This window comes from Streptomyces sp. NPDC054956 (assembly GCF_053609185.1).
In genome coordinates, this window is record NZ_JBSGXB010000243.1 from 1 (window position 1) to 11,808 (window position 11,808).

Sequence of the window (11,808 nt, forward strand, 5' to 3'; positions counted from 1 at the left end):
GCCCGGGCGCGATGCGCGCCCGGGCCCCGCGGCGTTCCCGGCGGGGGCGGCCCGCCGCACGGGGCCGGTTCCGCCCGGTCCCGCCGGGGGCCACCCCCTAGGCTGGGGCGTGACTGTTCTCGATGCTCGAAGAGGCGACTGAAGATGAGCGCGTACGGATCCTTCCCCGGCTCGCGGCCCCGCCGGCTGCGCACCACCCCGGCGATGCGGCGGATGGTCGCGGAGTACCGGCTGCACCCCTCGGACCTGATCCTCCCGGCGTTCGTCCGGGAGGGAATCAGCGAGCCGCTCGCCATCTCGGCGATGCCGGGCGTGGTCCAGCACACGCGGGACACGCTGCGGAAGGCCGCCGTGGAGGCGGTCGAGGCGGGCGTCGCGGGGATCATGCTGTTCGGGGTTCCGGCCGACGAGAACAAGGACGCGCGGGGTACGGCGGGCACCGAGCCGGACGGCATCCTGCAGGTCGCGATCCGCGACGTGAAGGCCGAGGTCGGGGACGACCTGGTGATCATGTCGGACCTGTGCCTGGACGAGTACACCGACCACGGCCACTGCGGGGTCCTCGACGAGAACGGGCGCGTGGACAACGACGCGACGCTGGAGCGCTACGCCGAGATGGCGCAGGTCCAGGCCGACGCGGGCGTCCACGTGGTCGGCCCCAGCGGGATGATGGACGGCCAGGTCGGTGTCATCCGCGACGCGCTGGACGAGACCGGGCACGAGGACGTCTCGATCCTGGCCTACACGGCGAAGTACTCCTCGGCCTTCTACGGCCCCTTCCGCGAGGCCGTCGCCTCCTCGCTCCAGGGCGACCGCAAGACGTACCAGCAGGACCCGGCGAACGCCCGTGAGTCGCTGCGCGAGCTCGCCCTCGACCTGGAGGAGGGCGCGGACATGGTGATGGTCAAGCCGGCCGGACCCTACCTCGACATCCTGTACCGGGTCGCGCAGGCGGTCGACGTACCGGTGGCGGCGTACCAGATCAGCGGCGAGTTCGCGATGATCGAGGCGGCGGCGGAGAAGGGCTGGATCGAGCGCGACCGGGCCATCCTGGAGACCCTGCTCGGCATCAAGCGCGCGGGCGCGGACACGATCCTGACGTACTGGGCGACCGAGGTCGCCCAGTGGCTGCGGGCGGAGCGGTAGGGCTGGGGGCCGGGGTTCGCGACCGCAGGCCCCGGCCGCCGCGTGGTGTCCGGCTCGCGGGGTGTCGGGGGCAGGCGCACTCTGGAAGCAGGGTGAGTCCCTGGAGGTGATGCAGCATGTCCACACTCGTCGGGTGGCATGTGGATCTCGAATTCACCGAGGAGGGCCACCGCACCAGTGCGGCGGCCCTGGTACGGCTCGGGGACGGCTCCGAGATCAGGGCGCACGGCTACGCCATGCGCCACCCCTCGGACCCTGAGCAGCTGAGGGTCGGGGAAGAGATAGCGGGCGCTCGCGCGCTCATGGACATCGCGTCCCAGATGTTGCAGAAGGCCCACGCCGAGATCGACGAGGCGACGGGCCGTCATTCCTATCCGCTCAATCGCTGAGCGTCCGGCCGGCCCCTGACCGCCCCCACTGGGAGCCGTCAGCGGGTCCGGCCGCGGAACAGGACGCCCGCCAGGGCCACGGCCGCCGCCGTGATGCCCGCGCACCAGGCGAGTGCCACCCAGGGGGAGTTCCCGGCCGACTGGGCCAGCAGCAGTGCGCGCAGGGATTCGATGACCGGGGTCAGCGGCTGGTGTTCGGCGAAGCCGTGCAGCCAGGTCGGCATCGTACGGATCGGGACGAACGCGCTGGACGGGTACGGCAGGAACATCATCAGGAACGTGAAACCGCCCGCCGCCTCCGGCGACTTGGCGAGCAGTCCGAGGACGGCGGCCAGCCACGAGATCGCCGTGATGTACGCGAGCAGCAGCCCGGCCGCCGCGAGGAAGGCGAGCGGCCCCGCCTGGGGGCGGAAGCCGATGGCGAGGGCGACGGCGAGGACCAGGACGGTGGACAGGAGGTTGCGCAGGACGGAGGCCGTGACGTGGGCGGCCAGGATCGGGATGCCGCCGATGTCCAGGGAGCGGAAGCGGTCGACGATCCCGTTCTTCATGTCGTCCGCGACGCTGACGGCGGTGCTCGCCGCGCCGAAGCCCGCGCACAGCAGCATGGCGCCGGGGACCACGTACGTCACGTACGCGGTGCCGGTGTCGATGGCGCCGCCGAAGAAGTAGACGAAGATCAGCATCAGCATCACGGGCAGCATCAGCGCCGCGATCAGCGCGTCCGGGCTGCGGCGGCTGATGCGCAGGCTGCGCCCGGCCAGCGAGAACGCCGCGCTGGGCGTGCGCGTGGGCGTGCGCGTGGGCGTGGTCGTCGTGGTCATCGGGAGGCTCCCGTCAGGGCGAGGAACACGTCGTCGAGGGTGGCGGTGTGCACCGCGAAGCGGGCGATGCCGGTGCGGTCCGGGTCGAGTTCGTCGAGCAGGGCGCGCACGTGGGCGGCGCTGCCGTCGGTGGGCAGGCCCAGGGTGAGTTCGTCCGGTACGAGGTGCACCGCGCGCGGGGTCAGCGCCTCGTAGGCGGTCCGGTCGGCCAGGGTCAGGTCGAGGCGGTGGCCCGCGACCCGGGACTTGAGTTCGGCGGGCGTGCCCTCGGCGGCGATCCGCCCCTCGGCCAGGACGGCGACGCGGTCGGCGAGCCGGTCGGCCTCCTCCAGGTACTGGGTGGTGAGCAGCACGGTCGTGCCGTCCGCGCGCAGTTCCCGTACGAGGTCCCACAGGTCCTGGCGGCTGCGCGGGTCGAGGCCGGTCGTCGGCTCGTCCAGGAAGAGCACCTGCGGCTGCGAGACCAGGCTCGCGGCGAGGTCGAGGCGCCGCCGCATGCCTCCCGAGTACGTCTTCGCGGTGCGCGCGGCGGCCTCGGCGAGTCCGAAGCGGTCCAGCAGCTCGTCGGCCCGGGCCCGGGCCGCGCGCGGGCGCAGTCCGCGCAGCCGGCCCATCATGCGCAGGGTCTCGGCGCCGGTCTGGAGTTCGTCGACGGCCGCGAACTGCCCGGTGAGGCTGATGGAGCGGCGTACGAGGGCCCGTGCGGAGGCGGTGTCGTGGCCCGCGACGCGGGCGGTGCCGGAGTCGGGTTCGGTGAGGGTCGCCAGGATCCGGACGGTGGTGGTCTTCCCGGCGCCGTTGGGGCCGAGGAGGGCGAGGACGCTGCCGCGCGGGACGGCGAGGTCGATGCCGTCGAGGACGCGCAGGGCGCCGTAGGACTTGGTCAGGGCGGTGGCGTGGATGCCGAGGTCATGGGTCGTGGTCATCGCGGACCGCACTCCCTTCTGCGTACGAGTCTTCTGCGTATGGGTTACGCGCTTCTGTGTAAGTAATACACAGAACTAGGATGTGGGTCAACGACTCATCAGGGAGGAGGCGGCGATGGCGAAGGACCCCGACGGGGAAACCGGGCTCCCGGCGAGCCTGGAGATGGCCTGGGGCCTGCGCGAACGCCCCGGCAAGGGCCCCCGCCCCACCCTCACGCTCCCCCGGATCGTGGACGCCGCCGTCGCGCTCGCCGCGGGGGAGGGGATGGACGCCGTCTCCATGGGCCGGGTGGCCAAGGAGCTCGGCGTCTCGACGATGTCCCTCTACCGGTACGTCACGGCGAAGGAAGAGCTGTACATCCTGATGGCCGACGCGGGCGTCGGCACCCCGCCGGCCCCTTCCGGGGTCTCGGGCTGGCGGGAGCTGCTGTCGGAGTGGGCGTACGCGCAGCGCGCCGTCCTGATGGCCAACTCCTGGATCCTGCGCATCCCCCTCACCGGGGCACCGGTCAGCCCGAACCAGCTCGCCTGGATGGAGCGCGGGCTCGCGTCGATGGCCGGGACCGCCCTGCGGGAGAGCGAGAAGATCTCGGCGATCATCCTGATCGGCGGCCTGGTCCGCAACGAGGCGACGATGGCGGCGGACATGATGGACGCCATCATCAAGTCCGGCGTCGCGCCGGACCAGGTCCTGGGCCAGTACGTACGCACGCTGCGGCTGATGACCGGCCCGGACACCCACCCGGCGGTGACGCGGCTGCTGGAGTCCGAAGCGTTCACGGGCTCGGACGAGCCGGACTTCCAGTTCCGCTTCGGCCTGAACCGCATCCTGGACGGCCTGGCCGGACTGATCAGCGAGCGGTCCACTCCGTGAGGGCGGCCCAGGCGGTGGGGGTCAGGTCGAGGACGGGGCCCTGCGGGACCTTCGAGTCCCGGACGTGGACCTGGGTCGCGCAGGTGGCGACCTCTACGCACTGGCCGCCCTCGCTGCCGCTGTAGGAGGACTTCCGCCAGGTGACGGCCACTTCCAGGCAGGCGCCGCCTTCGCTGCCGCTGTAGCTGGACTTGAACCACTTCGGTGCGGTCGTGGCGCTCATGTCTCTCCTAGCAGGCGGCCCAACAGGCCCCGCGTCTGCTCGGTGTTGAGGGCCTGGGTCCGCAGCATTGCATACTTGCGCGCCAGGATGCTGACCTCATCCGGGTCCGAGATGAGCTGGCTCCCGCGCTGGGTTTCGGTGTAGCCGAGGTGCTGGTGGTCCGGCGTTTCGAGGAGGATGAACGGGCCGTCGAGGCCCGCGTGCGACGTACGGCCCAGCGGCATCACCTGGAGGCTCAGGTCCGGCAGGTCGGCGCATTCGCGCAGGTGTCGGAGCTGCTCCGCGTACACCTCGTCTCCGCCGAGCCGGTCCCGCAGGACGGCCTCCCAGATGACGAAGCTCAGCGTCGGCGGACTGGCGCGGCGCAGGATCTCCTGGCGGGCGATGCGCGAGGCGGTCAGTGACTCCACCTCCGGCTCCGGGTGGGCCGGTACGCGGCAGGCGAAGACGGCCCGGGCGTAGTTCTCCGTCTGGAGCAGGCCCGGTACGACCTGGTTGTCGAACCAGGAGAGGGCGATCGCGCTGTACTCCAGGTCCATGTACTCCTCCGCCCATGGCGGCGTCGCGTCCAGGGCGGGCATCCCGTCGGCCGCGATGGTCAGGATGCCCGGCAGGCCGAGGTGGTGGTCCATCAGCTCGGCGACGTTCGGCATCAGCGCGCGGCGGCCCTGCTCGATGGACGCGATGGTCTCCGCGTCCAGACGGACCAGCTCGCCGAGCTGCTTCTGGGTCAGGTTCTTGGCGACTCGGCCGGCGGCCACCTGCGTGCCGACCATCTTCATGGTCGTCGCGTTCGGCCGTGCGCGTTTCCTCGGTGGCATGACAGCGAACTCCCCACCCGTGCAGGTGCACTACCCCGTGCCGACCCGTACTCATCACGGAGTACGGGTCGGCGCTCGGCACCACGCTAGTGACTGCGCGCGACGATCGCCGGGTGAATCCGCATACTCAAGCCGCGCTCCTGAGCGAGCGGCTCTACCTGCGCAATCCGCGAACAGTCGCAGCTGCACGCCAGTTCACACGTGACACCTTGCACGCGTGGGGGAGGGTCGACCGGGACGGTGAGGTGTTGCTCTGCGTGAGCGAGTTGGCGACCAACGCCCTGCGGTACGGGGTCCCGCGCGGGCGGGGGTACCTGGTGCGGCTGCTGGCCTTCGACGCCACCGTGAGGGTCGAGGTGCACGACAGCGGGCCCGGGCTCTCGCGGATGACGGAGGGGCCGCCGGCCGGGTGGGGGCTGCGGCTCGTGGACGGCCTTGCCGACGCCTGGGGCGTGTTGCCCCGGGCGCCGGGCAAGGTCGTGTGGTGCGAGTTCCGCTGCCGCTGACTCAGGCGGTCGTGCGGCGGCGGTGGCGGCCGGTGCCGGCGACCAGGGCGGCGCCCATGGCCAGGGCCACGCCGGCTCCGCCGAGGGCCCAGGTGGTGGCCGGGTCGGCGCCGGTGGCGGCGAGCTCGCCGGCGGTCTGGGTCTGGCCGGTGGGCACCTGGCCGCCGGTCTGCGGGGCCGGGCCGTTGTCGACGATCGGCACGGCTCCGCCGTCGGGCTCCGGCTGGTTGCCCGTATTGGGGACGATCTTGGACAGGACCGGGACGGACCAGGACTCCACGAAGGAGTGCTCGTCGCCCGGGCCGTCGCCGCGTGCCTGCACCGTCACGAAGCCGGTGGGTGCGTCGGCCGAGAGCCGGACGCGCACCTTGACGTCGAAGTTCTGGCCGGCACGGACGGGGCCGTCCGCGAGCATGAAGCTGTAGAAGTACCCGTCCGAGTACCAGCCCTTCGCTTCGTGCCAGCCCACCTTGCCGTGCTCGTCCGGCCCGTAGACCTCTGCCTGGATCTGGCCGTTCTTCATCGGCACCCAGTCGGGGCGGGACATGCTGAACCAGACGAGGAGGTGCTCGAGGTCGGGCTTGCCCGCGTTGTCGACGTGGATCGAGAACTCCTGCCAGTTGCCGCCCGCCGCGAACCCGCTCTTCGGCACGCCGTTCAGGGTCAGCTTCGGGCCTGCCACGGCCTCCGGGTCCTCGGGAGCCCCGACCGCTCCGGCGATCTTGGTCTTCACCCAGGAGCCCGGCGTACCGAGAACGCGGTCCCCCACCTTGCTCGAGCCGCTGACGCCCAACTCGAAGGCCACGGCCGGGGTGTCGGAGGCGAAGCTGATCCGTACGTCGATCGTGTAGGACTCGTCCGTGGCCAGGTCCCGGGGGCTGCCGAGGTCGAACTCGGGCATGCGGTTCAGGGAATCGTCCGGCAGCAGCACGGCCGGCCGCCAGGTCTTGTTCCCGCCCTGGTCGGTGACCTGGCGCTCGACCTTGATCTGCGAGGGCTTGAACTTCGCGTCCCACTGCATGGCGCCGAGGCTCACGGAGTGCTGCGAGACCGGGATGTGACCGGCGTTGTCGACCGTCAGGGTCAGGTGAGTCCAGCTACCGTCGGCCTTGAACCCGTCCTTCGGGACGCCCTGGACCTTGATGCCCGGGCCCGCGAGGTATCCGGGGTCCGAGGGTGCGTCGTCCGAGCCCTCGTCCGGGCCCTTCTTCGCGGACTGATCGGACTGCCCCGAGGGCTCCGACTGCTTGGCGCCTGCGCCTGCGGCTGCGGCTGCGCCGGCTCCGGCGTCCGCCGCGGCCGCCTCGTCCTTCGGTGCGGAGTCCGGTACGGAGACCGCCGGCTGGTCCTGGTCGGCGGCCATTGCGGGCGTGGTCATGAGCACCGTCGGGCCGACCACTGCTGCGGCGGCTACGGCGGCTATGCGCTTGAACTGCATGTCTTGGGTTCCCTCCCCTTTTGAACATGCTCAGGTTATGCGCGGTGGCGCGAATTCCGGTACGCAAAGAGATCACAGGTTCGCCAAGATCCGGGAATGGCCGATCCTCGCCCTGCCTCAGGGTTCGACCCTGGCGGTCAAGCGGGTCATTGCCTTGTGAAGTTCGCGTTCCGTACCGACCGGGACGATCGCCCCGCGCCCCGGGACCCGTACCCCGCCCGTCAGGGCCACGCGGGTGCCGCCGCCCGGCTCCGGGGCTGCGGCCATGCCGATGATCAGGAAGCGGCTCTGGAGCCAGCACCAGCCCGGGCGCAGGACGCCGCGGAAGTGGGCGCGCAGGCCGTACTTGCTACGGGCCAGGGCCTCCACGCGGTCGCCCGTGACCCGGAGCACGCGCACGGTGCGCATGTCCGGCTGGAAGCGGCCGAATTCGCCCTCCAGGTCGGACATCACGGCCCAGACGGCCTCCAGGGGGGCGGGCAGGACCTGTTCGACCACCCGGGCTCCCGGGACGCCGGCCGCCATGATGCGGAGGCGGGAGATCGAATTCGGCGCGTGGGTCTCGTACGTTTCGTGCGTCATGCGGACCACGCCTTCCTGAAGCTCGAACGGGCCCGGTGCAGCCGGGATTTGGCGGTGCCGGGCGGGACGCCCAGCAGGGCGGCGGCGGACTCCTCGTCCAGGCCCTCCACGTCCCGGAGTACGAGGACGGCCCGGTGCGCGGGGGAGAGGCGGGCCAGGACGTCCTCGATGTCGGTGGCGAGCTGCGGATCGTCCCGGCCGGGTACGTCGGCCAGTTCGGCCGGGCGGTCGCGGGACGCGCGGCGGGCGGTGCGGACGGCCTCGCGGACGGCGATGGCCCGGACCCAGCCGTACAGGGTCTCCGGGTCCCGCAGGGAGCGCAGGGACCGGAACACGGAGAGCAGGGCCTCCTGGGTGGCGTCCGGGCCGTCCGCGAGGGCGATCGGGGTGCAGATCCGGGCGATGTACGGGGTCAGGTGGTCGAGGAGGTCGTGCAGGGCCAGGGTGTTGCCGCCCCGGGCCGCGCGGGCGAGGGACACCCCGCGGTCGCGGGCGGTCTGGGTGAGGGGCCCGGCGAGGGGGCCGGCCGGCGCGCTCACCGGGCTCTCGCCAGACGGGCCGCCGCCCAGCCGAAGACGAGGCAGGCGGGGGTGTAGAGGACGAGGTTGAGGGTGCGGAAGGGGCTGTCCGCCGGGCTGTCGAGGAGACCGGCGGCCCAGCCCAGGCCCGCGAGGCCCCGTACGGCCAGCCCGGCGGCGACGGCGGCGGTGACCAGGCGGGCGGCCCGGCGGACGGGCGGGCCGCCCAGGCGGCGGGCGTGGGCGAGGACGGCGGCGGCGCCGGTGAGGGTGAGCGCGGCCAGCGGCAGGACGACGGGCGGCCCGAAGGACACCTCCGTGCCGAGCACGGCCAGGGACAGCGCCCGCTCGTCGGGGGCGGGCCAGGTGGCGCCGGTGGCCCAGTACAGGTGGACCAGTCCGTCGGCGGCGAGCAGCGCGGCGACCGCCAGCCCGGCGCGGCGCCGGGCCCGGTCGTCCAGCGGGTGCGGCAGCGGGTGCGGTGACGGGTCCGGCAGCGGGTGCGGCGGCGCCTCCCGCGGCGCCTCCCGCGGCGGGTTCAGCGGCGGGTTCTGCGACTGGGCTTCCGCCGGTTCCGCCGGTTCCGCCCCGCGGACCTCTGCCCTGCGGCCCTTCGCCGTGTCCTTCATCGTGTGCCCCCTCCTCGGTGAGTGCCGGACTCCCGTCGAGCGTCCGGCACTCAGAGGAGGGGGCCCACAGGGGAAACGTTCCCTGTGAGCCCCGTCACACGTGCGGCGGCCGCGGTGCGCGCGGCCTCCCGGTCAGGCGGGCTGCTCCGGCGAGCTCGCCGTGATCACCGCGAAGGGTGCGCCCTGCGGGTCGGCCAGGACGGCCATGCGGCCGGCCGCCATGTCGAAGGCCGGCATCAGGACCGAGCCGCCCGCCCGTTCGGCGGCGGCCTGGATCTCGTCGACGCTGTCCGCGTGGAAGTACGCGAGCCAGTTCGGCGGGGTGCCCGGCGGGAGGTTCTTCAGGTCCATCATTCCGCCGACCGCCCGGCCGCCGACCTGGAACTCCGTGTAGTCCGAAGCGTCCGGCATCTGGGACTTGGCCGTGGTGACCGGCAGGATCGCGGTGTAGAACGCGGCCGCGGCGGGGACGTCGCCGGTGCTCAGCTCGTTCCAGATGAGGGCGCCGTGCTCGTTGACGATGCCCGCGCCGTCGAAGGTGCCCGCCTGCCACAGGCCGACGACGGCGCCGGTCGGGTCGGCGACGACGGCCATCCGGCCGAGGTCCATGACGTCCATCGGGCCCATCATGACCGTGCCGTGCGCGTCGGTGACGGACTTGAGGGTGCCGTCGAGTCCGTCGGTGGCCAGGTACGTGGTCCACACGGTCGGCGGCATCGGGTCGGGAACGCTGCCGTCCGGGTTCATCGCCTTCATGATCCCGGCGACGGGCTTGCCCTTGAGGGTGCAGACGGAGTACCCGCCGGTCTCGGCCGGGCCGATCTCGCCCTGCCAGCCGAAGAGGTCGCAGTAGAAGTCGAGGGCGGCCTGCTGGTCGGGAACCATCAGGTCGATCCAGCAGGGAGTGCCGGGCTTGTAGGGGCCGTTCATGTCGGGCACGGGGCCCTCCGGGGGGTGGGTAGGGGAAGGACGGCCCGTCCCCTACCCGGGCCCTCCGGGCCCAAGCGGGCCGTACGGGTGAAGACCGTGTGGCTACCCCACTCTCCGGTCCCGACCCCCCTATACGGCGCTGTGCCGCTCCCGGACGGGTGCGGCGAGGGCGAACATGGGGGCGAGCACGGGGAGGCCGGGGGCTCCGGCAGCCATCAGGCGGGAACGGGTGGGGAATTGAACAGATCGGTACGGATGCTCGTGTCCGCGGCGGCGGCCCTCGTGGCCATGGGGGCCACCCTCGGCACCTCGCTGGCCGTCGCACCCTCGGCACAGGCGGCCCAGGCCGCCCAGGCCGCTCCTGCGGCGGTGACGGCCGCGGCGCAGAACGAGATCCGCGTCGTGTCCTGGAACATCTGCGGCGAGGCCGGCGGCGTCCGGGGAAGCGTGGGCTACTGCCCGTACCGCAACGAGCCGGCCGCGAAGATCGACGAGATCAAGAAGGTCGTGGACGAGCGGCAGGCCAACGTGGTGATGCTGCAGGAGGTCTGCGGCGGCGCCCCCGGCAGCCACATGGCACTGCTCCAGGAGCGGCTCGGCAGCGAGTGGTCGATCCGGCACGCCAAGGGCGCGCGCCCGGACGGCCGCACCGACTGCCGCGCGGGCCTGACCGGCGAACTCGGCATCCTGCTGGCCGTGAAGGGCACCGTCACGGACTCCTGGTCCGAGAACACGCTGCCCGACTCCCCGGACGACCAGCAGACCCTCGCGGCGCTGTGCGTGGCGGTTCAGGGCTGGAGCACGACGCCCTGCACCACCCACATCATCCCGGGCGACGCGAGCCGCGCCGCCGGGCAGATCAAGAACGTCAAGGCGTTCCTCGACGCGCACGCGCCCGGCGGATCCGTCCTGGGCGGCGACTTCAACCGCAACGCCGGCGCGGCCGAGATGGCGCCCCTGACCAGCGCCTACGACAACTGCATCGACGGGAACACGTACCACGGCTGGGACCCGGACGCGAACAGCGGCGCCGGCGGCCACACGTGGCACAAGCTCGACCACCTCTTCACCACGAAGGCGGTCGGCGCGAGCCGCTTCGCCTCCTGCGCCATCGACGCGGCGCGGATGGACACCACCCCCAACGTGGTGGGCGTGGCGCCGAGCGGGGTCTCCGACCACGCCCCCGTCACCGCCGTGCTGCGCGGCGCCCCGGCGGCCGGCGACATGAACGGTGACGGCAAGTCCGACCTGGTCGCCGTGGACGACGCGGGCAAGCTCCGCCTCTACGCCGGCCTCGGCAACGGCTCCGTCACCGGCAGCCCGGCCGAGATCGGCAACGGCGGCTGGGCGGGCGCCTCGGTCTCCCACCGCGGCGACTGGACCGGCAACGGCACCGAGGACCTCGTCGCCCGCGTCGGCAGCGAACTGCGCGTCTACCCGAACCGCGGCGACGGCACCCTGGCCTCCCCGGTGCGGATCGGCACCGGATTCCCGACGGACTCGCAGGTGGTCAGCGTCGGCGACGCCACCGGCGACGGCTACCCGGACGTGATCGCCACCATCGGCGACACCCTGTGGCTGTACGCGGGCAACCCGGCGGCCAACCCGGGCGTGAAGTCCGGGGTCCAGATCGGGCTGCGGGGCTGGTCCCCGATGAGCCTGAGCGCCGCGGGCGACGCCGACCACGACGGCAAGGCCGACCTGTTCGCACGCGACGCGAACGACCAGAAGCTGTGGCTGTACCGGGGCCACGGCGACGGCACCTTCGGCGAGCGCACCGAGTACGGGCACGGCTACGGGACCGGCAGCCGGCCGCTGCTGGCCGGCGCGGGCGACGCGGACGGCAACGGGGTCGCCGACCTGTGGGCGACCACGAACGAGGGCACGGGCACCCTGCTCTTCTACGCCGGCGGGACCAACGCCGCGAACGACCCGGTGGACGGACCCCGCACCACGGTCGGGGCGAGCGGCTGGAACACGATCCGCGCGATCGGCTAGCGCG

14 protein-coding genes are annotated in these 11,808 nt (G+C 72.7%); 5 read left to right on the forward strand and 9 right to left on the reverse strand.

The window, feature by feature from the left end; genetic code table 11:
- The first annotated feature begins 144 nt into the window (after positions 1–144).
- Positions 145–1,146: a porphobilinogen synthase gene (gene hemB, locus ACWGDE_RS28900; RefSeq protein WP_453391969.1), complete on the forward strand. Its 1,002-nt coding sequence runs from the start codon at positions 145–147 to the stop codon at positions 1,144–1,146.
- Positions 1,147–1,262: 116 nt separating this feature from the next.
- Positions 1,263–1,535 (forward strand): DUF1876 domain-containing protein, encoded by a 273-nt coding sequence (locus ACWGDE_RS28905; RefSeq protein ID WP_453391970.1) that lies wholly within the window; start codon positions 1,263–1,265, stop codon positions 1,533–1,535.
- 38 nt (positions 1,536–1,573) lie between these two features.
- Here ACWGDE_RS28905 and ACWGDE_RS28910 read toward each other — a convergent pair whose 3' ends face one another.
- Together ACWGDE_RS28910 and ACWGDE_RS28915 are read right to left on the reverse strand one after the other, a co-directional pair.
- Positions 1,574–2,359, reverse strand: coding sequence for an ABC transporter permease (locus ACWGDE_RS28910; protein WP_453391971.1), 786 nt, complete (start codon positions 2,357–2,359; stop codon positions 1,574–1,576).
- On the reverse strand, positions 2,356–3,285 hold the full coding sequence (locus ACWGDE_RS28915) for an ATP-binding cassette domain-containing protein (protein ID WP_453391972.1): 930 nt from the start codon (positions 3,283–3,285) through the stop codon (positions 2,356–2,358). The genes ACWGDE_RS28910 and ACWGDE_RS28915 overlap by 4 nt, the downstream gene beginning before the upstream one ends.
- A 115-nt stretch (positions 3,286–3,400) precedes the next feature.
- On the opposite strand from ACWGDE_RS28915, the gene ACWGDE_RS28920 reads away from it, so the two are divergent.
- Positions 3,401–4,159, forward strand: a complete 759-nt coding sequence (locus ACWGDE_RS28920) for a TetR/AcrR family transcriptional regulator (RefSeq protein ID WP_453391973.1) — start codon at positions 3,401–3,403, stop codon at positions 4,157–4,159.
- On the opposite strand, the gene ACWGDE_RS28925 is transcribed toward ACWGDE_RS28920, so the two are convergent.
- Positions 4,137–4,382, reverse strand: a complete 246-nt coding sequence (locus ACWGDE_RS28925) for a DUF397 domain-containing protein (RefSeq protein WP_453391974.1) — start codon at positions 4,380–4,382, stop codon at positions 4,137–4,139. The genes ACWGDE_RS28920 and ACWGDE_RS28925 overlap by 23 nt on opposite strands.
- Positions 4,379–5,203 carry a helix-turn-helix domain-containing protein gene (locus ACWGDE_RS28930; RefSeq protein WP_453391975.1) on the reverse strand — a complete coding sequence of 275 codons (825 nt, stop codon included), beginning with the start codon at positions 5,201–5,203 and terminating at the stop codon, positions 4,379–4,381. The genes ACWGDE_RS28925 and ACWGDE_RS28930 overlap by 4 nt, the downstream gene beginning before the upstream one ends.
- Before the next feature lie 113 nt (positions 5,204–5,316).
- Here ACWGDE_RS28930 and ACWGDE_RS28935 point away from each other — a divergent pair, with 113 nt between their 5' ends.
- Complete coding sequence (locus ACWGDE_RS28935) at positions 5,317–5,709, forward strand: ATP-binding protein (RefSeq protein WP_453391976.1); 393 nt, start codon at positions 5,317–5,319, stop codon at positions 5,707–5,709.
- Position 5,710: 1 nt separating this feature from the next.
- On the opposite strand, the gene ACWGDE_RS28940 is transcribed toward ACWGDE_RS28935, so the two are convergent.
- From ACWGDE_RS28940 to ACWGDE_RS28960, 5 genes are all read right to left on the reverse strand, one after another.
- Entirely contained in the window at positions 5,711–7,147 is a 1,437-nt protein-coding gene (locus ACWGDE_RS28940; protein WP_453391977.1) for a hypothetical protein, read from the reverse strand.
- 117 nt (positions 7,148–7,264) lie between these two features.
- On the reverse strand, positions 7,265–7,729 hold the full coding sequence (locus tag ACWGDE_RS28945; RefSeq protein ID WP_453391978.1) for a hypothetical protein: 465 nt from the start codon (positions 7,727–7,729) through the stop codon (positions 7,265–7,267).
- Positions 7,726–8,268 (reverse strand): RNA polymerase sigma factor, encoded by a 543-nt coding sequence (locus tag ACWGDE_RS28950; RefSeq protein WP_453391979.1) that lies wholly within the window; start codon positions 8,266–8,268, stop codon positions 7,726–7,728. The genes ACWGDE_RS28945 and ACWGDE_RS28950 overlap by 4 nt, the downstream gene beginning before the upstream one ends.
- The gene (locus ACWGDE_RS28955) at positions 8,265–8,876 is read right to left on the reverse strand and encodes a DUF3995 domain-containing protein (protein WP_453391980.1); all 612 of its coding nucleotides are present in this window, start codon (positions 8,874–8,876) and stop codon (positions 8,265–8,267) included. Before ACWGDE_RS28955 ends, ACWGDE_RS28950 begins: the two co-directional genes overlap by 4 nt.
- Before the next feature lie 132 nt (positions 8,877–9,008).
- Positions 9,009–9,806 carry a VOC family protein gene (locus tag ACWGDE_RS28960; protein WP_453391982.1) on the reverse strand — a complete coding sequence of 266 codons (798 nt, stop codon included), beginning with the start codon at positions 9,804–9,806 and terminating at the stop codon, positions 9,009–9,011.
- Between the two features lie 237 nt (positions 9,807–10,043).
- Here ACWGDE_RS28960 and ACWGDE_RS28965 point away from each other — a divergent pair, with 237 nt between their 5' ends.
- Positions 10,044–11,804, forward strand: a complete 1,761-nt coding sequence (locus ACWGDE_RS28965; RefSeq protein WP_453391981.1) for an FG-GAP-like repeat-containing protein — start codon at positions 10,044–10,046, stop codon at positions 11,802–11,804.
- Positions 11,805–11,808: the final 4 nt, after the last annotated feature.